The sequence below is a fragment of the Microbacterium enclense genome (assembly GCF_001456955.1).
Classification (GTDB): domain Bacteria; phylum Actinomycetota; class Actinomycetes; order Actinomycetales; family Microbacteriaceae; genus Microbacterium; species Microbacterium enclense.
Genome location: NZ_KQ758469.1, coordinates 208,813 through 233,289 on the forward strand (window position 1 = coordinate 208,813; position 24,477 = coordinate 233,289).

Sequence of the window (24,477 nt, forward strand, 5' to 3'; positions counted from 1 at the left end):
GACGATGGGCGACGAACCGGGCGCGCTCCGCGCCTTCTCAGGCGGTGCTCCCCCTGTCGGTGAGCTCGGGCTCGATGAAACGGACGACGGACGGCCCGCCCTGCGGAGCGACGATCCGGCGAACCAGCTGCTGGACAGCCTCCCGACCCAGTCCGTCGGGCGAGGTCTCGACCGCGGTGTAGGGCAGCAGGAAGGTGCGGCCGAAATTGCGCGGGTACAGGCTGACCACCGACAGGTCGCGCGGAACGACCGTGCCGCGCTCCCGCAGAACCGCGGGGAGGGCGGCGATGGAGGCATCGTTGTGCACGATCACCCCCGTAGCCTGCGCGTGGGCGTCGAGGATGGCGTTGAGGCTCCGCTCGACCGCCGGCTGCTGCGACTCGCCGTAATGGGCGTGCACCGTGAGCCCGTGCTGCGCGGCCCGCTCGAGCGCGGCGTCGCGGAAACGCCAGGCGTACGCCCCGCCTCGGTCGAAGACGTGGCGGGGCGGAGACACGAGGACGATCTCGCGGTGGCCGAGGTCGTGCAGATGGTCGACGAGGAGCCGGGCCGCTCCCTCGAAATCGAGGTCGAAGACGTCGAGCTCATCCGTGTCTCTCGGGAGACCGACGAGGGCGGCAGGCTGCCGCGCCTTCATCAGCGCCGGGAGGCGCGGGTCTTCGTGGGTGACGTCGAGCAGGACCACGCCGTCCACCATGTTGGACGAGGTGATGCGCTGGATGGCCTCCGCCCCGTGATCGTCGGTGATCATCAGGATGTCGTAGCCCAGCTCTCGCGCCGCCGTCGTGATCGCGAGGATGTACTGCAGCATCGCCGGGGGGAACTCGTCGTCATGGAACTGCAGGAGGAGTCCGAGGACCATGGTCTGCGAGGTGGCGAGGGCGCGGGCACCGGCATTGACCGTGAACCCCAGATCGGCGATGGCGGCATCGATCCGCTCGCGCGTCTCGCGCGAGATCGGCCGGTTTCCCGACAGCGCGTACGAGACGGTGCTGCGGGAGACGCCGACGGCCTTCGCGACATCGGCGATGTTGACCATGCGTCCCCCTCGTCATCGAACTGGTTCGACTACGGTAACCACCGTTCGCCGACGACGCAAGAGGCGATCGCCGGCGATCCTCAGTATCGCGCGGAACGCCGCGATGCGTCGCGGGCGAGGATGAGATACGCCGCGGCCGTCCACGTATAGGCGCGGTCTCGAAGCCCCTCGCCGGTCTGGGCGTCGAAGTTCTCGGCGAAGCCGCCGTTCTCGCACAGTCGCAGGAAGCGCGCGCCGATCTCGTCGGCCAGGTCGTCATGACCGGCGCGGCGGAGTCCGTCCTCGATCAGCAGGGTCGAAGGCGCCCAGATCGGACCGCGCCAGTAGCCGTCGCGCGCGTAGTGCGCACTGTCGGGGCGCTCGGTGGCCGGGCCCCAGGGGGTGACGAACGGGCGGATGCCGTCGGCGAGGGCGTCTCGCACGGCGCCGGAGAGGTGGTCGGCCGCCACGATGGCGAGCGAGGGCAGCAGGCTCGAGCGCGTGGCATCCTCACCGTCGACGGCCCCGCGGGCCACGTACCCGTCACCGGTCCAGAGCTGGTGCAGACCGTCGGAGATCGCCGCGATCTCGACCCGCCAGGGTGCGGGATCGTCGTGGAGCTCGTCGGCGAGCTCGGCCAGCACCTCGAGCTGCACGAGCAGGAAGCCGGCGAGGTCGGGCGACTCGATGACGCGATGGCGGTCGAACGTGGTGGCGTTGTCCCACCCGCTGTCGTTGCCGTGCTGGTAATGCGGCAGCGCGTGGCCCGGGATGCGACGGTGCTCGAGCCAGAAGCGGGTCCAGCGGGCGAGCCTGTCGTAGGCGTCCCTCAACTGGGCGGGGGAGAGCTCGACGCCCTCGTCGCGCAGCCGCCGCAACGCCCACCCGTGGATGGGCGGCTTGACGAAGTTGTACAGCCGTTCGGAGTGGGCGACCGAGTCGGGAAGGGCGCCGGAGGCGTCTTGATGGTCGAACGGGACGAAGAACTGATCGAGGGCCAGATCGGGAAGACCGGATGCCAGGGCGAGGGCGTTGAAGCAGTGATCCCAGCTCCACACCTTGTCCATCCAGTGCTTCGACATCAGCACGGACTCGCGCGCGAAGAAGCCGGCGGGCGAGACGGTGGCGGACCACAGGACGTAGGCGGCGAGCAGCGAAGCATCGCTCCGCGATGAGGAAGCGTCGGCCTCGCCGGCCCACGGCGCGACCGCGTCGGCATATGCGCCGAACTCCTCTGCGACCTCCTCGACGCACGCGTCGAACGACCGCGTGAGCGACAAGGGCGGGCGCGAGGTCTCGTACTCCTCGATCGCGATCTCCCACCCGGTGTCGTCGCCCGTCACCGTGACCGCCCGGGTGGCGGCGCCGAGGGATTCCGCGCCGTCGATGTGGAGGGCGCCCCGGAGGAGGGTCACGCGATAACGGCATCCCGTCTCGTACGAGGTGAACACGGCGCTCCCGTCGCGCGGATCGCGGTAGAGGTAGGTGCCGGTGAACGGGGTGAGCTCGGCGGCGGCCTCGGCGAGGCGCATCGACGCACCGGCCTCGCCTCGGATCCGCACGACGTCGGAGGCCGCGAACACGGCGCACACGGATCGGGACCCGTCCGACCAGCGCAGGCGGGAGGCGTCGGCGTCGACCGTCCACGCGGCCTCGGCATCCGGACCGGCGGGCCGCAACGACAGGACCGCGTGCATGCCCGTGCGATGCGACACGAGGTGGACGTCGTCGACCGTCACGTGCGCCGCGACGACGGGAGAGAGGTTGATCCAGGCGCCGCGCCTGCTGAAGGGGACGTGCCGCACGTCGAAGGCGGGGATGGTGCGCGTCATGAAGGGCTCCACTTCACTGTCGTAGCCCGCGCGACGATCATGGCGACGTCGCCGGGCGGCTCCGGGGTCGTGCCGACGCCATCGTCCGACGACGGGGACCACCCGCAGGAGAACCGGTTCGATGAGCCTACTATCGGTCCCACCCTCGACGCGCTACCTGCGAGCCGGACGTTCTGCGAGCGGCTCGCCGCGTCGACCGCCGGCGCGCTCCCTCCGGACCGGCCGCCCTGGTAGCCGCTCGCCGCGGGCGCCTCCGCGACCGGACGCGCCCGCTCCGTCGACGCCCCGACGGCGTCGTTATGCATTCGCGACATGGGTGTCTTGCGACGCCCTCGCGGCTGATCTATTGTCGAACCGGTTCGCAAGAGAACCGGTTCGACAGCAGAGGAGCTCGCATGGTCACCATCGGCGATGTCGCGAAAGCGGCCGGTGTCTCGCGCAGCACGGTCTCCTACGCCCTATCGGGGAAGCGGTCCATCTCCCCCGAGGTGCGCGAGCGGGTCGAGACCGTCATCCGCTCCCTGAACTTCACGCCGAATGCCGGCGCGCGCGCCCTGGCCACGTCGCAGACCAACGTCATCGCCTTGCTCGCGCAGTTCCTCACCGACGAGTTCGCCCCCGCCATGCTGCAGTACATCCTCGGCGTGACCGACCGCGCGCGCGAGCTCGGATACGACACCCTCATGGTTACCGAGGAAGACGGCGTGAAAGCGCTCAAGCGCATCTCCGACTCGCGGATGGTCGACGGGTTCGTCCTGCTCAACGTGGCGGAGCACGACGAGCGCCTGAACCTTCTGCGTACCGCCGTCCAGCCGGGAGCGCTCATCGGCCTCCCGAGCGACCCGCACGGTCTCGACGTCTTCGACCTCGACTTCGCCGCGGCGGGACGCCTCATGGTCGACCGCCTCTACGGCCTGGGCCACCGCGAGATGGTGCTCGTCTCACAGCCGCAGCACGTCGTGGAACGCGGGGGCGCGTACGTCTGGCGACTCGCGAACGCCGCTCACTCCCGCGCCGAGGAGCTCGGGGCCCGCCTGCACACGTACTTCGGCGCATCGGCGCAACCGGAGATCGGTGCCGATCTTCACCGCTTCCTCGACGCGCACCCCGGCGCCACGGGCCTGCTGCTGAACAACGAAGCCGCAGCGGCCGCCCTGCCCAGCGTCCTGCAGACGAGGCACCTCCGGGCGCCCGACGACCTCTCCGTCATCGGCCGTTACTCCGACGACTTCGCCCGCACCTTCTCGCTCCCCTACTCCGCCGTCGACAGCGCGGCGGCGGAGCTCGGGCGGCGAGCGGTCGAACAGCTCGTCCGGCACATCGAGAACCACACGTCCGACCACGTCGTCGAACTGATCCCGCCCGTCATCACCGAGCGCGGATCCGTCGGCGCACCACCGCCAGCCCACGACCTGCGCTGACTCACTCACCCCGACTGGGGTATCCAGTCACCCGTTCAAGGAGGAACACCATGATCGCCCGATCCCTGCGCGTACCCGTCGCGCTCGTCACCACGCTCGCCGCCGTCGGCGCGCTCGCCGGCTGCTCCAGCACCGCCTCCGGCGGCGACTCCAGCGCCGAATCCGGCACCTACACCTGGTGGGACCCGTACCCGCAGCACGAGGAGGGTTCGGACTGGGCCAACCGCGTCCAGGCGTGCGGTGACGCCGCCGGCGTGACCATCCAGCGCACGGCGTACGACACCACCGCGCTCACCAACCAGGCGCTGCTGGCGGCGCAGGAGAACAACTCCCCCGACGTCATCCTGCTCGACAACCCGGCGGTGTCCACCCTCGCGGAGACGGGCATGGTCTCGACCGTCGACGAGCTGGGCCTCGACGTCTCGAGCATCGACGAGAACCTCCTCGCCGCGGGCGAACTCGACGGCAAGACCTACGGCATCCCCGTCGGCGCCAACACCCTCGCCCTCTACTACAACGCCGACGTCCTCGCCGCCGCCGGAGTCGACCCCGCGTCCATCACCGACTGGGCGTCGCTCGACGCCGCCCTCGCGAAGGTCTCCAGCACGGGCAAGCGCGGCATCACCTTCTCCGCCCTGAACACCGAGGAGGGATCGTTCCAATTCCTCCCCTGGTTCTGGGGTGCGGGCGCCGAGCTCACCCAGCTCGACTCGCCGGAGGCGATCGAGGCCCTCACGCTGTGGAAGGGCTGGGTCGACGGCGGGTACGCACCCAACTCGGTCATCACCAACTCGCAGAACACGGTCTGGGAGGAGTTCCTGACGGGCGAGTTCGCCTTCGCCGAGAACGGCACCTGGCAGGTCAACAGCGCGGCCGAGGCCCCCTTCAAGACCGGTGTCATCACGCTGCCCGCGAAGAACGGCGGTGCCGCGGCGGCCCCCACCGGCGGCGAGTTCATCATCGCTCCCGTCCAGCAGGACACCGCCCGATACGACATCACCCGTCAGATCATCGAGTGCATGACGACGCCGGAAGGATTCGTCGAGACCGCGAACACGTTCGCGTACTACATCCCGCCGACCGCCGAAGGCCAGGAAGCCCTCCTCGAGGAGCACCCCGACCTCGAGACCTGGGTGTCGGCCGTGCAGGCCGCCAAGGGACGCACCAGCGACAACCTCGGTACCAAGTACCCGGTGATCTCCGAGCAGCTGTGGACGGCCGTGCAGAGTGCTCTGTCGGGCGCGGCGACCCCCGAAGCCGCCCTCGAGGCCGCGCAGACCGCAGCGGCCGCGGAAACCGGAAAGTAACACTCCACCACCGAGCGTCCGGGGCGGGAGCCGTCGTTCCCGCCCCGGACCCGAGGGGACACTCCATGACCATTTCGCTCAGCCGCCACGCCGCCCCCACGACCGACACCGTCTCGGTCACCGTCCCTTCCCGGCGGAAGCGACCGCCGTCGGGCCTGCTCGGCTCACGCTGGATCGCCGTCGGGTTCGCGGCTCCCCTCATCGCGTACCTCCTGATCTTCTACGCGTTCCCCCTGGTGCGCAGCATCGATCTGAGCGTGCACGACTACACCGTGCGCGCCTTCGTGCAGGGCAACGCCGCCTTCGTGGGTCTGCAGAACTACATCGACGTCATCGGCTCCCCGCTCTTCGCCCAGGCGCTGGGGAACACCGCACTCTTCGTCGCGGTCTCGCTGCTCTTCCAATACGTGCTCGGCCTGGGACTCGCCGTGTTCTTCCGCGGCGCCTTCCCCCTCTCCGGCATCCTCCGCGGACTCTTCCTCGTCCCCTGGCTGCTGCCGCTCATCGTCTCGGCCTCCACCTGGTCGTGGATGCTGAACAGCGACAACGGGATCGTCAACTCCGTCATCACCGCGTTCGGCGGTCCGCAGATCAACTGGCTGACCTCACCCGAAACGGCCCTCACCTCGGTCATCATCGCCAACATCTGGCTCGGGATCCCCTTCAACCTGGTGATCCTCTACGCGGGCCTGCAGAACATCCCCGCCGATGTGTACGAGGCCGCGTCCCTCGACGGCGCGGGCTCGTGGCGGCAGTTCTGGAGCATCACCTTCCCGCTGTTGCGTCCGGTGTCGGCCATCACGCTGCTGCTCGGCCTCGTCTACACCCTCAAGGTCGTCGACATCATCTGGATCATGACCACCGGCGGGCCGGCCAACTCGTCCACCACCCTGGCGATCTGGTCCTACCGCGAGGCCTTCGGTACGGGTCAGCCCGACCTCTCCCCCGCCGCGGCCGTGGGCAACCTGCTCATCCTCATCGCGTTGGTCTTCGGCTTCTTCTACCTGCGCATCCAGCGCCGCGAGGTGACCTCATGAACCCCCGCCGCCCCGTGTGGAAAGTCGCCCTCGGCATCCTTTTCACCGCCGTCATGCTGTTCCCCGTCTACTGGATGGTCAACGTCTCGCTGACGAAGACCCAGGACCTGCGCGACAGCCCGCCCCACGTCATCCCCCTCGACCCCACGTTCGAGGGCTTCGAAGCCGTCTTCCGTACGCAGCTCCCCAACCTGGCGACGAGCCTGCTCATCGGATTCGGCTGCGTCGTGCTCACCGTCGTGATCGCCGCGCCGGCGGCCTACGCCATCGCGCTGCTCAACCTGCGCGGGGGCCGCACGCTGAACTTCGTGCTGCTCGTCGCGCAGATGATCCCGGGCGTGGTCATGGCGATGGGTTTCTACGCCATCTACGTGCGCGTCGGTCTGCTCAACAGCGTCTGGGGCCTGATCCTCGCCGACTCCACCGTCGCGGTGCCCTTCGGCGTGCTGCTGTTCACGGCGTTCATGAGCGGCCTGCCGAAAGAACTGCTCCAGGCCGCGCGCGTCGACGGCGCGAGCGCGTGGCGCACATTCACCGCGGTCGTGCTCCCCATGAGCCGCAACAGCGTGCTCACGGTCTCGCTCTTCGCGTTCCTCTGGGCGTGGTCGGACTTCGTCTTCGCCTCGACCCTCGCCCGCAACAGCGAGCTGCGGCCCATCACCCTCGGCATCTACAACTTCATCGGCAACAACACCACCCAGTGGAACGCCATCATGGCCACCGCGGTCATCGCCTCCATCCCCGCTGCGATCCTCCTCGTGATGGCACAGCGCTACGTCGCGGCCGGCGTCACCGCCGGCGCAGTGAAGGACTGACATGACCATCACCGGCCCTCGAAAGGACGCGACCATCCATGCCACGCACCCTCGGGATGCCGCGGCGCCGGTCGTGCCGCCCGGATCGCGCCGCGTGGGAGTCGGCATCGATGAGGTGCACCTCGACCCCTCCGGGTTCTGGGGGCACAGGCAGCACACCAACCGCCGCGCGACGCTCGAGCACTGCCGGTCGTGGATGGAACAGCTGGGATGGCTCGAGAACTTCGACCGCGTCGCCCGCGGCGACCGCACCACCGGTCGCCCCGGCTGGCAGTTCTCCGACTCCGAGGTGTACAAGCTCCTCGAAGCCATGGCCTGGGAGCTCGGACGTCTGCCCGACGACGATCTCCAGCAGACCTACGACACCCTCGTGGAGCGCGTGCGTGCGGCACAGGATGCCGACGGCTATCTGAACACGGCTTTCGGGCACCCCGGCCTGCCCGCGCGGTACAGCGACATGGCCATGGGCCACGAGCTCTACAACATCGGGCACCTCCTGCAGGCAGCGGTCGCCCGCCTTCGCACGCACGGAACGGACGCGCTCGTCGAGACGGCGAAGAGGGCCGCCGACCACGTCTGGGCGGAGTTCGGCGAGTACGGACGCCCCTCCATCTGCGGTCACCCCGAGATCGAGGTCGGGCTCATGGAGTTCGGTCGCGCCCTGAAAGACGACCGGTACATCCGGCAGGCCGCGCTCTTCCTCGAACGGCGGGGTCACGGCATCCTGCCCGTGCGCCCGCTGCTGTCGGCCGAGTACTTCCAGGACGATCAGCCCATCAGGTCGGCGACCGTCCTGCGCGGACACGCCGTGCGGGCGCTCTACCTCTCCGCCGCGGCCGTCGATGCCGCTGTCGACGACGGCGATCTCGACTTCGTCGACACGCTCGAACGCCAGTGGGCGCACACCGTCGAACGCCGCACCTATCTGACCGGAGGCATGGGTTCACGTCACCAGGACGAGGGATTCGGCGACGATTTCGAGCTGCCCGCCGACAGAGCGTACTGCGAGACCTGCGCCGGCGTCGGTTCCGTGATGTTCGCGTGGCGGCTCTATCTCGCGACCGGAGACGTGCGCTACGCCGACCTCATCGAACGCACCCTCTTCAACGTCATCGCCACCTCGCCGAGCGAGGACGGCCGGGCCTTCTTCTACGCCAATCCCCTGCAGCAGCGGGTACGTGCCTCGGCGCCCGACGAGGGGGTCAACGCGCGCGCGGAGGGCGGCAGCCGTGCTCCCTGGTTCGACGTGTCGTGCTGCCCCACCAACGTGGCGCGGACCTTCGCCAGCCTGGCCGCGTACTCCGCGGCCGATGACGACGGCGACGCCGTGCTCCTGCAGTACATGGCGGGACGGGTCGCCGTCGCCGGATACACGATGGATGTCGAGACGCAGTATCCCGTCGACGGCCGGATCCGCATCACCGTCGTGGAGGCGCCGACGAGCGGCCGCCTGCGCCTGCGCATACCGTCGTGGAGCGCAGCGGCCTCGCTCGCGGTCTCGGGCAGGAGCCCCCAGCAGGTGGGCCCCGGCTGGGCGCACGTCGAAGACCTGGTGACGGGAGACGTCGTCGACCTCGACCTCGACGTCGCTCCGCGCCTCACCTGGCCGGACCCCCGTATCGACGCCGTGCGCGCGAGCGTCGCGGTCGAACGCGGACCCCTCGTGTTGTGCGTCGAATCGACCGACCTGCCTCCCGGCGTCGATCTGCAGGACATCGCGATCGACACGACGTCGGCGCCGAGAATCCACGGGGACGGCGCCGAGATCGACGTCCGTGTGCGCATGACCCGAAACACGCCACCCGGCCGGGTGCCGTACGGAGCCCCGTCGGCGACGACCGCCCGCAAGCGGATCCCCGTCTCGTTGATCCCGTACCACCGCTGGGCGGAGCGGTGGCCGACCACCATGCGCGTCTTCCTCCCCGTGGAGTGAACGCCGCACCTCGGCCTCGAACCCGGGCGGCGATGTCTGGGAAAGCGGTCGCCTTTTTGCTCTGTTACCGATAACATGAAGACTCGGCCTCCCGCCGCGTCTCCGACCCCGACGACGCGGCACGAGCCGCCGCTCACCCCCGCAGTTCTGCAACGTCGCAGAAAGGAACACTGATGCCCCTGCTCCGCAAGGCGGTCGCCATCGGCGCGACCGCAATGATCATCGCCAGTGGATTGGCGGTGATCGCCCCCACCGCAGCCAGCGCCGCCACCCTCGAATCGACGAAGGTCCTCGACCTGCCGTTCGACGACACGCTCACCGATGCCGGCCCCAACAAGATCCCCACCTCGATGCTGCGCGGATCGGCCGCGTACGTCGACGGCATCCACGGTCGCGCCCTCAGCCTGCGCGGCAGCGACGCCGTGGGCCTCGGCACGAGCGCGTTGCTCCAGCCCGAGAACCTGACGCTGTCGTTCTGGTTCAAGCCCGACGGCGCCATGGGCACCGGCGAACAGGTGTTCACCTGGAACAAGGGCGTCTACAACTCCGCCGGGTGGTACCTCACCGCCGAGAACGCCAACACCCCTCTCGCCCTGTCGATCGGCCCCGGCGGCGGGCAGCCCTACAAGGTCGTGGTCAACGGCTCGCGCGACGCCTTCTTCCCCGCCGGTCAGTGGACGCACGTCGCCGTCACCTACAACAAGGACACGAAGGCGGTCACCTTCTATCGCAACGGCGAGCAGCAGGTCTCGTCGATCCCGAACGCCATCGGCGGCGCGGCGACCGGCGTACTGACGTCGGAGAGCACCACGACCAAGTCGATCGGCTTCAACGGCCCCGGCTACAACGGCGCCTACGTCCGCGGCGCGCTCGACGACTACACCCTCTACAACGCCGTCGCCTCGGCATCCGATGTCGTCGCCCTCACGAAGGCCAACAACCCCGCCTTCGACCCGGCCGAGGTGGCGCAGCGCGGTCTCGACCAGCTGTCGGTGCCCGGGAGCGCCTCGGCGAGCTTCGGACTGACCACGGCCGCCTCCAACGGCACGGCCTTCACGTGGACCTCGTCGACTCCCGCCGTGATCGCCGTCAACGGCGGCCAGGCGACGGTCACGCGTCCGAAGGACGCGACGACCACGGTCACCCTCACCGCCACGGCGACCTACGCCGGAAGCACCCCGCGCACCAAGACCTTCCAGGTCGAGGTCGCGAAGGAGGGCGTGTCGACGTCGATCTACGTCGACGACACCGACCTCAACGAGGTGCTGGTCACCGACCCCTACCTGCAGAACAGCAACGCGAAGATGGTGGACTGGCTGCTCACCCTCGACCCGAAGCGCTTCCTCTACTCGTTCGACCAGCTCGCCGGCATCCCCACCACGGCTCAGCCGTACGGCGGATGGGAGCGGACGACCGGTGCGCGCTTCCAGGGACACTTCTTCGGCCACTTCGTGTCGGCGCTGTCGCAGGCGTACTCGACCGAGACCGATGAGGGCCGCAAGGCCCAGCTGCTGGCCAAGCTGACCACCGCGGTCGACGGTCTGGCCGCGGCCCAAGCCGCCTACGCCCAGAAGGACCCGTCCAACAGCGGGTACGTCGCGCCCTTCCCGGTGTCGTACCTGCCGCACGGCGCCGACGGTCTCATCGTGCCGTTCTACAACCTCCACAAGGTGCTCGCGGGCCTGCTCGACGCCCACCAGTACGCACCGAAGGACGTCGCCGACAAGGCCCTCACGGTCGCCAGCGGCTTCGGCTCCTGGCTCAATGTCTGGGGCTCGCGCCAGGCCAACCCGAGCGCACTGCTGAGCACCGAGTACGGCGGCATGAACGAGGCGCTGTACGAGCTGTACAGCATCACCGAGAACGACCAGCACAAGAAGGCCGCCGAGCTCTTCGACGAGGTCACGCTGTTCCAGCAGCTCGCTGCGAACCAGGACGTGCTGGCCGGCAAGCACGCCAACACCACGATCCCGAAGCTGGTGGGCGCCCTCAAGCGCTACACCGTCTTCACCGACAACCCGACGCTCTACGCGCGCCTGTCGGACACCGAGAAGTCGAACCTCGACATGTACCGTCGGGCGGCCGAGAACTTCTGGCAGATGGTGGTGAACGACCACTCGTACATCGGCGGCGGCAACAGCTACTCCGAGCACTTCCAGCAGCCGGGCACCCTGCACGAGTTCGCCACGAACGGCATCACCACCGGCTACGGCGAGCAGTCCACGGTCGAGGGATGCAACGAGTACAACATGCTGAAGCTCACGCACGGCCTGTTCCGGGTGAGCCCCGACGTGAAGTACGCCGACTACTACGAGAACACCTACATCAACACGATCCTCGCGTCGCAGAACCCCGAGACGGGCATGATGACGTACTTCCAGCCGCAGACCGCCGGGTACGCCAAGGTCTTCGGCCGCAAGGAGGACGAGTTCTGGTGCGACCACGGCACGGCCACCGAGAGCTTCACCAAGCTCGGTGACTCGATCTACTTCCGCAAGGGATCGTCGATCTACGTCAACATGTTCCGCTCCACCGAGTTCACCTCGGAGCAGCACAACCTGAAGCTGACGCAGACGGCCGACGTGCCCAACACCGACACCGTCACCTTCTCGGTGGATGCCGCCGACGGCGGCGCCCTCGCCGAGGGCACCACCCTGCGCCTGCGCGTGCCGTCGTGGTCGCCCAACCCGACCCTCACGGTGAACGGCCAGGCGCGTGACGTCGCCGCCGCCACCGACAAGGGATACGTGGTGGTGCCGGTCTCGGCCGGCGACGAGATCGCGTACAAGCTCCCCGCCAAGGTGCAGGTCGAGGCCGGCACCGAAGACCCCAACTGGGTCGCGTTCCGCTACGGACCGGTCGTGCTCTCGGCCGAGCTGAACCGTACCAACGTCGAGGCGACCTCGCCCGCCGGCATCCTGGTCCGCACCAGCGTCGCCGACAAGTCGGTCACCAACAGCGTTCGCGTCGGCGACGTCGAGGCCTTCAAGAAGGACATCGAGAAGAACCTCGTCCGTCAGGACAACGGCGCCGACAATAACGGTCGCACCGTGATGAAGTTCAAACTGCAGAACGTCGACGCCGCCTCCGCTGCGCTGACCTTCGAGCCGTACTACAGCATGTACAACGCCCGGTACGCGCTGTACATGAACCTCATCCAGCCCGACTCGGCGGCGGCGCAGGCGCTCATCAAGAGCGACAAGGAGAAGCTCCGCATCGACGAGATGACCACGGACGCCCTCACCTCGTTCGACAACAACAACAGCGAGGCCGGCAAGAACTACAAGTTCAACCGGTCGTCGGTGGGTGCGCACCTCGGACAGCAGTACCGCGACGGCGAGATGTCGACCGAGGCGTTCTTCCAGTACGACATGGCCGTCGACCCGTCCGCGCCGAAGAACTACCTCGGCGTGCGGTACTTCGGCGGTGACAACGGCCGGACGTTCGACGTGTACATCAACGACGTGAAGTTCAAGTCGGAGCGCGTCACCAACGCCAACGGGGGGAACTCGTTCTACGTCCAGTACGACGAGATCCCCGCCTCGGCGCTGGCCGACATCGCCACGAAGGACCGCTACAAGCGCGATCAGGCCGGCAACTACGTGCTCGACGAGAAGGGGAACAAGATCCCCATCATCACGGTGCGCTTCCAGGGCAACGGCACCAGCTACGTCGGCGGGGTGTTCGGGGTCTACACGACCACGACCACCACCTACGCCACCGACGCCGACCTGAATGCGCTGACCTTCGACGGCGGCACCCTCAGCCCGAAGCTGACCGACGGCACGTACGACTACACCGTGACGGTCCCGCGGGATGCCACGGCGGCGACGTTCGACGCCGACCCGGCCACCCCCAGCGGTCTGGTTTACGTCGGCGACATCCTCATCGACGACACGCAGAAGCGCACGGTGCCGCTGGCGGCGGACGGCGCGCCCACGACGCTGACGCTGCGGTCGCTGGCGCAGGACCACACGACGGCCAAGACGTATCGCATCCAGATCGTGCGGGCCGCCGCTCCCCCGGCGCTCACCACCGAGGTGTCGGTCACGTCGCGGTGCGTCGCGGGCCGTGCGACCCTCGCCGTCATGGCGAAGAACACCAGCGCCGTCACGGTGGCGATGAACATCGTCACACCGCACGGTCAGAAGACCGTCGCGTCGGTCGCCCCGGGCAAGACCACCACGCAGGCCTTCACGGTCCGGCAGGCGCAGATTCCCGCCGGGGAGGTCTCGGTGACCGCCACCGGTCAGGTCGACGGCAAGACGGTCACGGCCACGCAGAAGGGGGCCTACGACGCCCGCAGCTGCAGCTGAGACGCCCGTGGGCGGCTGACGCGACGGCGCGGCCGCCCACGGCTTCCACCCCTGAACGCCCCGAGGCATCCCCGGATGTCTCGGGGCGTTCTTCGTGCGCCGCGGGCGGCGGGTGTCAGCGGCGAGGCGCGATCGTCGAGGGCGTCAGGCCGGCGGCGGGCGCAGGAGCACGAGGGCGGGGATGAGCCGGGGGGGCGGACGCGCGCTTCGAGGGCTCCGGGTCCGAGCGCGCGGGAGTTCGGGGGTCGGGGCGCGACTCCCTACGGAGCACGGCTCGCTGCCTCGCGCGAAGCCTGGTCAGCGCGACAGGGTTGCGGGCTGATCAGCAGCAGCGGTCGGTCGCGACCCTTCGGCAGCGTCCCTACGACGTCACTCGATGACGAAAGCGCGACCGTTGATGTACAGCAGGTCGGGCTCGCCCTCGGCGATCTGCGAGACGGCGCTGTTGTCGAGGTCGAGGTGCTCCCACGCAGCCACGCCCGCGGGGGCGACGGCCGAAGTGGCGAGCAGCCCATGGGCGAGGAGGGTGAGGATCTGGCGTCCGGCCATCGGGGGGTCCTTCCGGAGGGCTGACGACATCGTCAATCCTGTGCGTGTCCGTCAGCTATGCCGACGGGCGAGGTTCTCGTCCCATTCTAGCTCGGCGATGTTCCCGCTAACTATGCACTCGCCCAGAGTCTGTCGCCCCGGCACGGCCGCGCCCGCCCGCCCGAGTCGGGGCGGACGGGCGCGAGAACGCGGTTCACTCAAAGGGTGCGACGACCCCGTCGCGCGGGAGGACGCGGCCGAGACCGCGCACACGTCCTCCCGGTTCGCCGGTCAGCCGCAGGATCGCGCCGCGTAGGTGGCAGACGCCTGGGTCGACACCGACCTGCCGTCGACCACCGCGGTGGCCGAGACCCCGACCGACCCGGCGCCGACCGATGCGGAGCGGGTGGCGACGGCGGCCGTTGCCGTGGCGCCGGCGGCGACGGAACCCATCGCCCTCTTGCCCCACGCCGTGTCGAGCGTGACGTCGACGGCGACCGAGCTCGTGTTCTTCACGGTCGTCACGAGCGTCGTCTTGCCCGCGACGCAGCGCGTCGCCGCGGTGGCCGCGACGCTCAGCGGGGCGGTCACCGTGACCGTCGTCGTGACGGTGCGCAGCGAGGGCAGCACCTCCTCGTCGCGCGTCATGTCGAAGACGGGCCGGTCACCCGCCGCGTAGTGGATGCGGGTGATGCGGGTGTCGCGCCCGTTGCCGCCGACGCCGTCGCCCCACGTGTGATAGACGTACAGGTCGTTCCCGTCTTCGTCGGTGGTGACGGCACCGTGGCCCGGGCCCTGCTCATAGGTGCGGTAGTCGGTCACACCCGCCGGCATCGGCTCGCTCTTGAGCAGGGGCATGTCGTACTTGTGCCAGCTGTCGATGTTCGTCAGGTCGCTCGATTCGTCGGCCCAGGCACCGCCCACGATGTACTTCGGGCTCACGCCGTCGCTCGAGTAGACGAGCGTGATGCGCCCGTTGCGCTGGATGGCGAAGGCGCCCTCGGCGAGACGCTCCTCGAACGACATGCTCGGGACGATGATCGGCACGGGCGTGCCGATGACACGGGTCGGGTCGGCCGGGTCGACCTTGGCGATCCACGTCGCGGGGTCACTGATGGGTGCCCCCTCTGGGGTGTAGCGCTGCGACCAGGCGTAGTACGCGGTTCCGCCGGATTCGAAGTACGTCATGTCGAGGCTGATGTTGCGCCCGAAGTCCGCCCGGCCGAGCGGCGTGCCGTCGCCCTTGAGGACGGCGGCCGGCCGCGACCAGTCGGCCGGGTTGCCCGGGTCGCCTCCGTCGCGCAGCTGCATGATGTGCGCCTGCACGGTGTACCACTGCCCGCCCTCGTTGGACTGCGGGTTGGAGGGGTTGAAGCACGGCGCGAAGAGGATCGACAGCTTGCCCCCGATCTCGTGGATCTCCGGCGCCCAGTAGCAGCCGGCGATCACGCGGCCGTCGGTGGTGCGGTCGCCGCGGGTGTAGCGGTTGAGCAGGTCCACCTCGCGGCTGCGTCCGCCGTTGTCGTCGGCGAGCTGATCGATGGTGTCGGCGACGCGGATCGGCAGGTGTGCCGACGCGATGTTGTTGTTGTTCGTGTCGTCGGTGGCGATGAAGAGGTAACGGGTCTTGCCGTCGCGCTCGTACCGGTAGATCGTCGGGTCGGCCCGGTTGTACGCGAAGGGCTCCGCGTACTCACGCTGCCGCACGGTGCCCGACAGGGTATAGGTGCCGGGCGCCGCGGTCGCCAGCTTGTCGAGCTGCTGCGTGTTCCAGTCGATCCCCAGCTGCGCGCTCGACCCGTCGGAGTACGCCAGCTTCGCCTTCGTCTTGGCGAGGGCGGCGGTGCCCCCCGGCGCGATGGTCTGCGGGTCGACGGTCACTGCCGTGTTGACGACGCGACCGAGCCGGTCGGTCAGCGATTTCGCCGTCGCCGCCGACACGGCCAGCGTGCCGGCGGGCCGGGCGTCGGCGACACGGCGGGCGAAGCCGGAGAGATCGGGGGATGCCACGGTCAGGGCCCCGCCGGAGCGCGCCTCGCCCCGGTTGCCCTCGGTGACGACCCAGGGGCGCGTGCCTCCGTCTTCGGGCCAGAACGGCGCGGGGCGCATCTCGGTGCGGGCGAGGTCGGTGACCGTCGTCGACTTCGCCGCGCCCGCGGCATCCGTCCACGACACGACGTACCGCTTGTCGGCGGAGTCCCAGACGGCGCGGGGGGCGACGACGCCGCCGGTCGTGCCCAGATCGATCAGACCGAGCTCGTCGAAGTCGGTGGCGGCGGCGTCGCGCGCCTTGAACACCAGAGCGCTCGAGGCTTCGGTGCCGTCGGCCGCTCCCCACTGCAGCACGCGCGTCGCGATGACGCCGATGGTGCCGTCGGCGAAGGTGAAGAGGGACGGATTCGAGATGCCGCGGTGGTCGATGCGGTCGACGGCGAAGAACTCGCCCTCGGCGAAGACCACGCCGCCGTTCTTGTACAGCGGGGCCGCGTCGTCGACCGACGAGCCGAGTGCGAGGTGCAGGCTGTGCGCCACGGAGTCGTGGTTGGCGTTGCGCTCGCCCGTGGCGTTGCGGGTGTACGAGACGAGCTGGCGGCCCGTCGAGGCGCTCAGGACGGTGACCGAGAAGGTCTTCTCGACGGTGGTGGCCCCGACGGCGACGCGCGCGGTGATGCGACGCACCTGATCGGATGCCGTCGAGTTGGTCAGCACGGGTGAGCCGAGGGCCGCGCCATCGGCGCTCCACTGGATGCTGTACCCGCTCGCCCCGGGCAGGGCCGTGCCCGAGGCGACGACGGGCGGCACCACGAGCGCCGTGCGCAGGCGCTCGGCGGCATCCGCCTCGCTGTCGGCACGCACGGTGACCGTCGCGGTGGCACCGGTCGCCGTTGCCCCGGCGAAGGAGGCGGTCGGCGTCAAGCTGACGGTGGCGTCGGGTGAACCGGCCGCGGGGCGGGTCACCTTGCCGGAGGCGTCGATCACCGCGGGGTTGCTGCTCGTCCAGGTCACCGTCGACCCGCCCGCGCCCGTGGTGGGCAGGGCGATGTCGGTGGTGACGGTGCCCGAGACCGGCGGGCGCGCGGCATCGGCGTCGGCGCGGGCGATGGCGGTCGCGGCGGGCGCGGCGTCTTCTCTGACCTGTGCCGCAGTGAGGGCCTGGTCGTAGACGTGCACGTCGTCGAGCGCGCCGATGAAGAAGGGGTCGGGTCCGTAGAAGGACTTGCCGAGCAGGCCCGAGAACGTCGAGGTGCCCACGGTCGCGGCGCCGGTCGCGGACGTCGGCGTCGTCTGGGCCAGTTCGCCGTCGACATAGGTCGAGACGCTGACGCCGCTGCGCAGCACGACGGCGACGTGCGACCAGCGGCCGACCGCGGCGGGGGCGTCATCGGAGGCGCGTTGCTCGCTGCCGGCCTTCACGGCGCCGATCAGGCGCCCGCCGCATTGCGGGGTGGTGAAGAGGTAGCGGTCGGACGACTGGCCCAGCGTGTAGCCCCAGGCGCAGCTCTGATCGCCCTCCCAGCGCATCCACGCCGACATCGTCACGTCGGTGGTGGCGGCCGTGGTCAGTCCCGGCGCGATCTCGACGAACGCAGCCGCGGAGCCCGCCGATCCGCCCGGCAGGCGCAGCGCCTTGTCGCCGGAGCCTCGCGGCCCGGCCACCACGGTCGCTCCGGCTCCCCGCACGGTTCCGGCGTGCGTGCCGGCGGTGTCGGCGACCGTGCCCCCGGCTGCGACGCCGGAGCCGATGCCCGCAGAGGTCGAGAAATCGTACGAGAGGATGGGGCGGGGGATCGCGGCGGCGGCCGGTGCGGCGCCCATCGTGAGCGCCCCCGTCGTCAGGCTCGCGGCCACCAGGATCGCGAGAGGGCCTTTCGGTCTCACCATGAACTTCTTTCTCGACGTCGAGGGGTCGTCGGTGACGGGTCGTCGACGACCGGTCGTCTGTGACGGGTCGTCGGTGGCCCGGGGCCGCCCACCGCGCGGGCGAGGGGCGACCCCGGTGGCCTCATCGAATCAGCGGCAGGTGATCGCCGCGTAGGGCGCGGTCACCGTGGTAGTGGCCGAACCGGCCTTCGCCGTGACGGTGACCTCGCCCGCGGCGAGCGGGGTGGTCCGCGCGGTGAAGGTCACGCTCGTGGTCTTGCCCGCGGCGAGCGACGCGATCGTCTTCGAGCCGTGCGGGGAGGCGACCGTGAGCGCGACGGTCTCGGTGCCGCCGTTGGTGATGCGCGCCGCAATGACGGGCTTACCCGCGACGCACCGCGTCTCGGCCGCGGCCGTGACGGTCAGCGCCGGGGCGGTCACGACGACGTCGGCGGTGACGGTGAGGGCCGTGGAGCTGAACAGGCGGCGGTCGGCGGCGTTGTACGCCGTGGATCCGCCCGCGCCCACCCACTGGTTGAGGTTCGCGCCGATCGTGCGCACCGTGCCGGTGACCGGGTAGGTGCCCGGGCGGGTGGCATCCACGCCGTCGAGCTTCCACGTCACCGGCTGGGCGGCCGTGCCGCGGCCGTACGCCAGTGTCACCTGCGCCTCGCGGGGCAGCGCCGCCGTGATGGAGGCGGCGGTCGCGCCCTGCGTCACGGTGGCGTCGCCGAGGTCGGTGGCGACGACCGCCGCGGCATCCGCTTTGCGGATCCCGTCGTACTGGCCGAACGTCAGCGGGACGATCCCGCCGTGCTTGGTGCTGGGCGCCATCGAGAACGTGTCGGACACCAGCGGGGTGAACCCGGCGTCGAGGTTCGTCGTCTGCATGGGGCGGTATCCGATGGAGGGGATCACGTCGACGTAGAGATACCACTCGTCTTCACCGTGGCGCTGGAAGCCCGCGGGGCCCTCGACGCCGCCGGCGTTGCCACCGGCGTAGTTCGCGCCGATGCGCTCCTGCACGGTCGTCCACGCCGTCGTCGGCTTCCACCAGTCCGTCGCCGTGGTCGACTCCATGTAGATGCCGCGACCGAACGCGTTGTCCTTCGTGACGCGGTAGGTCTTGCCGTCGTTCTGGATGACGGTGGTGTCGATGGCGTTGCCGCCGGTGTCGATCATGGTGCCGCCGTAGCGGTAGGTCTGCTGGGTGAAGTCGGTCGTCGCGCCCCACAGCACGCGGGAGTAGGTCGAGCCGGTGTGCGCGGAGCTGCCGTAGACGGTCGACGACCAGTACAGGACGAACGCTCCGCTGCCGTCGGCGTTGTAGCCGGGGACCCAGGTCGCCTCGGGCGCCCAGGCCATGCCGAGCTCGGCGACCTTCGCCCCGGCGGGGGACTGCGCGACGTCGAACTGGCGCAGGTCGCTCCAGGTGACGAGGTCGGTGGACTCCCAGACGTTGAGCTTGGTGCTGCCCTGCGACGACCAGTAGCACCACTCGGTGCAGCTGCCCATGCCGCGGTCGCCGCCGAAGACCCGCAGGTCGGTGGCGATGATGTAGTACGTCTTGGTCTCGGGGTTGTAGGTCAGGTACGGGTCGCGCACGCCGGTGGTGCCGAGCTGCGAGGCGAGGATGGGCTTGCCGCCGTTCAGGGGATCCCACGCCTCGGGGTCGTCGCCGCGCGAGACGTCGAGGTAGATCTTCTCGGCGTAGCCGTTGGCATCCTCGATGAAGTGCACCATCGCGTAGCCGAAGGCGTCGTCGGCGGCGCGGGCCGGCTCGATGGTGACGGGCACCGCGCGGGTGGCCGAGACGCCGCGCACCGTGGCGGTGGCCGTCAGCGTGGCGCTGCGGGGCTGCGCGCCCACGGCGGGCAGCGTCGTGGTGACGGTCTTGCCGTCGCCGGCGACGGTGATGCCGGCGTCGGTCGAGCTCCACGTCACGCGGCCGCCCGCGGTGGGAAGGGTCGTGGTGGTCTCGTCGATCGTGACCGCCGAGAGTCCGTCGACGACGCCCTGCGCGGCGCTGCGGTGCGCGTCGGCGTGGAGCGAGGCGTCAGCGGTCGAGACGCTCGCGACCTCGGTGGCCGACAGCGCCCGGTCGTACACGCGGAACGTCGACACCTCGCCCTTGTACATCGGGTCGGGGTAGGGCGCGCGGCCGATCGCGTTGAGGGATTGATCGGTGATGTCGGCGGGAGTCAGCGCGGTGGGGGTGGATGCCACCTGCTCGCCGTCGACGTAGAAGGTGATGCGTCCGCCGTCGATCACCGACGTCAGGCTGTACCACCGGTCGGCCGCCAGGGCGGAGCCTGAGCGGGCGTTGACCTCGCCGCCGCCGCCGTTCGTCGTGATGACCGTGCGCGGGTTGTCGCGGACCGATGAGAAGTACGACCGCGTCGGGGAGTCGCTGCCGATGTTCCAGAGGAAGTTCCAGTTGTTCTTCATCGAGGCGTCGAGCTTGGTCTCGATCGTGACCGTCGCCGACCGGGCGCCCGCGAGCACGTCGTTGGGCAGGCGCACCCAGCTGGCGGTCGGACTGGTCTTGGCGCCGCCGGTGAACACCAGCGACGATCCCGTCCACAGCGCGTCGGTGCCGTTGACGACGCTCGCCGCACCGAGCGTGGTGGGGGCGCTGTTGGGGACGCTCGCCCCCGACGTCTCGTCGAACACGTACTCGGCCCGGAGGCCGGCCGCGGGCACGGCGGTCTCGGCGGCGGCGGGCGCCGCGGCGAGGGGGACGAGGCCGCCCACGAGCAGGGCGGCACCGGTCACCGCACCGAGGATGGTGCGCATCCGCCGGCGCACGGACCGGGTGGCCGGGGCGGCGTGGACGGTTGAATGTTCGGTCATCTCCGAGCTCCTTTGCCTGGACGATCAGGCTCCGGAGAGCGTGAACTCCGAGGATGTTACCGCTCACTTCGCCGAGAGACAACAGCGCGTTCCGACGCTCGCCGGGCGCGCGCGCACTTTGATCACGATCGCGACACGGCTCTTGGCACCGGCTGATCCGTATGCATAATGTGAGCGATAACACTGCGCCAATGGTGGCCAGTGACCCGATGGAGAGTGGTTCATGCACCTGCCTATCGCAGCCCCTTCGACGCGCCTCGCACCCGCTGGAACGCCGTTCGAGACCCCGTCCGACCGCCCGAGAACCCGACGCAGAGCGGCCTCCGCGTGGGGCACCTTGACCGCCGCGGCCCTTTGCGCGAGCCTGCTGACCCCCGGGGCCGCCCACGCGGCCGGGGCCGACGACGCGCTCATCGCCGACTTCACGTTCGACAGCGGCACGACCAGCTTCACCGGCGCGGGCGCCACGGCCACGACGCAGGGCAGCGCCCGGCTGGTGCCCGGTGTCAGCGGCAACGCGGCGCAGCTCGGCAGTGGATTCTGGCTCAACGTCGCCAAGACGAACGGCTCGCCGCTGCTGGCCGGCCTGAACGACGTGACCATCTCGTACGACAGCAAGCCCGACGCCACCGGCAACACCGGGTGGACCGTGTTCGCCGCCCGCAGCGCCGCGACGCAGACCTACGCGCAGGAGCACTACCTCGGCTTCCTCGACCGCACCACCGGCATCACCGTGGAGCGCTACGACAACGCCGGCAGCCGCAACAGCGCCGGCAACCTCGCCTCCACCGCCGCCAACGCGGCGTGGAAGCACGTCGACCTCGTCATCTCGGGCGCGACCGCGCGCCTGTTCGTCGACAAGAAGCTGGTGTCGACCAACACCACCGGCCCCGCGCTGTCGCAGATCCTCGGGGCATCCGGGGGCGTGCTGCAGGTGGGCAAGGCCAACTGGGGCGGCGGCGAGTACTTCTCGGGACTGCTCGACAACCTGCGCATCTACAATCGCGCTCTCACCCCGGCGGAACTGGGACTCGCGACCGCGGCCAGCGACCCGGCCGCCGCCCTCGGCATCCCCTCCCGCATCACCGGTGATCTTCCCTCGTCGGTCCTCGGCAACGCCGTGACCTGGTCGGCCGCGGGTGCCGGGGCGGGGCTCGTCGCCGCCGACGGCAAGATCACGCGTCCGGCGACCGGTCCCGTGCAGGTCGAGCTGACCGCCACGATCGCCGGCGTCGCCCAGCCCGTCACCGCGTCGGCGCAGATCCTGGATGCCGGCGGCGACATCGCCACCTACGTCAAGACGGTCACGACGACGGGCGGCGTCAAAGACGACCCCCTCGCCTACAACGACGACCGTCGCGCCGACGCGCTGTTCGTCTCGGCCCGCCCCTCCGGCGCCACCGCCTGGGAACCGCTGAACCGCTCGCAGGCCATCCTCTACGCGACGTGGAATGGCTCGCAGTCCGCCAACCCCAACGCCCAGGTCGGCTCCCCCACCCTCGTGCGCTTCGCCGACGGCGGCCTCGGCGCCGTCGCGGCGCAGAACAACGCCACCGACTCCGTCTACGTCTGGGACGCCCCCGACGGCGCCACCTTCCGAAACCAGCGCACGGTCAAGATCGCCTCCGACGGATCGGTCGTGAAGAACCCGCGCATCGAGTTCGACGCCGCGAGCCGGAAGTACAAGGCGTACTGGACCGACGACCTCACCGGCGAGGGACGCGTCGCCCAGCTCGACGGGCTCACCGGCACCAGCACCCCGTCGGTCGCGACCAAGGCCGACGCCCGCACGCTCGGCGTGAGCGGCACGGGCCTGCCCGGCTTCGCCGCGCAGGCGCAGGCGAGCTCGTTCTCGCTGTCGAAGGCCGAGTTCGACGTGTTCTACAAGAACTACGTCGACCTCCAGAACACCGGGGTGCGCGCCATCGGCGACGTCGCGGTCGACAACGGCGCGAAGGTGGATGCCACGACCCTCCCCGCCACCGTCACCCTCGACTACAACGACGGCTCCACCAAGAACCTCCCGGTCACGTGGGATGCCGACGACCTGGCATCCATCGACTCGCGCACGCCCGGCACGTACGAGGTGACCGGCACGGTGCAGCAGACCGCCGAGCAGATGGTCAACGACGCCCGGGCCGATCCGCACCTGTTCTTCAACGAGGACGACGGCTACTGGTACCTCACCGGTTCGCACTACTCGATCCCCTCGAACGCCCCCGACAGCCAGCTCATCGACGCCAACGCCTACCGCAAGATCGGGCTCAAGCGCGCGAAGACCATCGCCGGCCTGAAGGACGCGCCCGAGCAGATCGTCATCGACCCCGACGCCGGAACCCCGGGCAAGCAGGCGCAGTACCCCAACACGTTCTACGGCTGGGGCGGCTACATCTGGGCGCAGGAGTTCCACAAGATCAACGGCCAGTGGTGGATCGTCGCCGGCATGAACCGGGGCTACGCGCCCACCAACGGCTGGTGCGACAACACCGTGCTCATCCCCTACACCGGCACCGAGGAGTCGTTGCGAGCCGGCGGACTGGTCGACCAGGCCAACTGGGGCGAGCCGACCATCCTCGACGGCGCCGCCTTCGACGTGTCGTACCTCGAGCGCCAGGAGAACGGCGCGACCCAGGGCTACTGGGTCATGCCCAACGGCGGCCGTCTGCTGGTCGGCAAGACGAAGATGGGCGCGAAGGGCACGGTGCCGCTCATCGACGGCGGGCTGAACGAGATCTACGCGCTCAGCCAGCCGTGGGAGTACGGCAAGCAGTCGCCGACTCCCTCCGACACGAACGAGGGTGCCGATCAGGGCATCGTCGAGGCGCCCTTCATGCTCGAGCACGGCGACTACGTCTACCTCACCTACTCCGGCGGCACGGTCGACAAGTACTACGACCTCGGCATGCTGCGCGCCCCGAAGAACGCCGACCTGAAGGATCGCGCGAGCTGGACGCAGGTACCCTCCCCCGTGCTCACCACGAACGACACCGCCGGCGGACGCTTCGGCGGCACCGGCCAGGCCGGCCCCGGCCACAACTCGTTCGCGACCGACACCGCCGGCAACCTCGTGCTCGCCTACCACGCGCGCCCCTACCCCGAGCCGCACACCGGCGGGAACGCCGGCGGTCTGTTCGACCCCGACCGCAACACCTGGTTCAAGGCCGTGAACGTGCGCGCCAACGGCATGCTCGACCTCTCGCTGAGCGCGGCGCAGGAGGTCGCACCGGCCCACCGCACCGTGAGCGCGCGAATCGTCGTGGCGGCCGCCCCGACGGCCGCGCAGCTGGCCGTCACGACCCGCTGCGTCGCCGGCAAGGTGTCGCTGTTCGCGACGGTCACCAACACCGGGAGCGCACCGCTCACCGCGACCCTGTCGAGCGCCTTCGGCACCGTCGGCACCGGCAGCGTCGCGAGCGGCAAGTCGGTGACCAAGATCGTCGCCACCCGTGCGGCATCCGTCGACGCGGGCCGCGTCACGCTGACCGTGCAGGGTGCCTCCACCACGGTGACCGCCGACTACCGCGCCACCTCGTGCAAATGACCGAACGACTCATCT

The 24,477-nt window shown here is 69.9% G+C and carries 12 protein-coding genes; 7 read left to right on the plus strand and 5 right to left on the minus strand.

Going from position 1 to position 24,477, the window contains the following annotated elements:
• Positions 1-37: 37 nt before the first annotated feature.
• Together AS029_RS06845 and AS029_RS06850 are read right to left on the minus strand one after the other, a co-directional pair.
• Complete coding sequence (locus AS029_RS06845; RefSeq protein WP_058231839.1) at positions 38-1,039, minus strand: LacI family DNA-binding transcriptional regulator; 1,002 nt, start codon at positions 1,037-1,039, stop codon at positions 38-40.
• 80 nt (positions 1,040-1,119) lie between these two features.
• The gene (locus tag AS029_RS06850) at positions 1,120-2,850 is read right to left on the minus strand and encodes an amylo-alpha-1,6-glucosidase (protein ID WP_058231840.1); all 1,731 of its coding nucleotides are present in this window, start codon (positions 2,848-2,850) and stop codon (positions 1,120-1,122) included.
• A gap of 395 nt (positions 2,851-3,245) precedes the next feature.
• On the opposite strand from AS029_RS06850, the gene AS029_RS06855 reads away from it, so the two are divergent.
• The 6 genes from AS029_RS06855 to AS029_RS06880 all read left to right on the plus strand — a co-directional run bounded on the left by AS029_RS06855 (position 3,246) and on the right by AS029_RS06880 (position 13,679).
• A complete protein-coding gene (locus AS029_RS06855; protein WP_058231841.1) occupies positions 3,246-4,271 on the plus strand; it encodes a LacI family DNA-binding transcriptional regulator in 1,026 nt (341 codons plus the stop codon).
• A 50-nt stretch (positions 4,272-4,321) separates the two neighbouring features.
• On the plus strand, positions 4,322-5,578 hold the full coding sequence (locus tag AS029_RS06860; RefSeq protein WP_058231842.1) for a sugar ABC transporter substrate-binding protein: 1,257 nt from the start codon (positions 4,322-4,324) through the stop codon (positions 5,576-5,578).
• A 65-nt stretch (positions 5,579-5,643) separates the two neighbouring features.
• Positions 5,644-6,615 (plus strand): carbohydrate ABC transporter permease, encoded by a 972-nt coding sequence (locus AS029_RS06865; RefSeq protein WP_058231843.1) that lies wholly within the window; start codon positions 5,644-5,646, stop codon positions 6,613-6,615.
• Positions 6,612-7,430 carry a carbohydrate ABC transporter permease gene (locus tag AS029_RS06870; RefSeq protein WP_058231844.1) on the plus strand — a complete coding sequence of 273 codons (819 nt, stop codon included), beginning with the start codon at positions 6,612-6,614 and terminating at the stop codon, positions 7,428-7,430. Before AS029_RS06865 ends, AS029_RS06870 begins: the two co-directional genes overlap by 4 nt.
• 1 nt (position 7,431) lies before the next feature.
• The gene (locus AS029_RS06875; protein WP_058231845.1) at positions 7,432-9,363 is read left to right on the plus strand and encodes a glycoside hydrolase family 127 protein; all 1,932 of its coding nucleotides are present in this window, start codon (positions 7,432-7,434) and stop codon (positions 9,361-9,363) included.
• Between the two features lie 173 nt (positions 9,364-9,536).
• Entirely contained in the window at positions 9,537-13,679 is a 4,143-nt protein-coding gene (locus tag AS029_RS06880; protein ID WP_058231846.1) for a beta-L-arabinofuranosidase domain-containing protein, read from the plus strand.
• Between the two features lie 369 nt (positions 13,680-14,048).
• On the opposite strand, the gene AS029_RS06885 is transcribed toward AS029_RS06880, so the two are convergent.
• The 3 genes from AS029_RS06885 to AS029_RS16875 all read right to left on the minus strand — a co-directional run bounded on the left by AS029_RS06885 (position 14,049) and on the right by AS029_RS16875 (position 20,921).
• Positions 14,049-14,228, minus strand: coding sequence for a hypothetical protein (locus tag AS029_RS06885; protein ID WP_058231847.1), 180 nt, complete (start codon positions 14,226-14,228; stop codon positions 14,049-14,051).
• 270 nt (positions 14,229-14,498) lie between these two features.
• On the minus strand, positions 14,499-18,089 hold the full coding sequence (locus tag AS029_RS06890) for a LamG-like jellyroll fold domain-containing protein (protein WP_058231848.1): 3,591 nt from the start codon (positions 18,087-18,089) through the stop codon (positions 14,499-14,501).
• Positions 18,090-18,218: 129 nt separating this feature from the next.
• The gene (locus AS029_RS16875; protein WP_139168043.1) at positions 18,219-20,921 is read right to left on the minus strand and encodes a LamG-like jellyroll fold domain-containing protein; all 2,703 of its coding nucleotides are present in this window, start codon (positions 20,919-20,921) and stop codon (positions 18,219-18,221) included.
• A 337-nt stretch (positions 20,922-21,258) separates the two neighbouring features.
• On the opposite strand from AS029_RS16875, the gene AS029_RS06905 reads away from it, so the two are divergent.
• Positions 21,259-24,462, plus strand: coding sequence for a LamG-like jellyroll fold domain-containing protein (locus AS029_RS06905; RefSeq protein ID WP_058231850.1), 3,204 nt, complete (start codon positions 21,259-21,261; stop codon positions 24,460-24,462).
• The last annotated feature ends 15 nt before the right edge of the window (positions 24,463-24,477 follow it).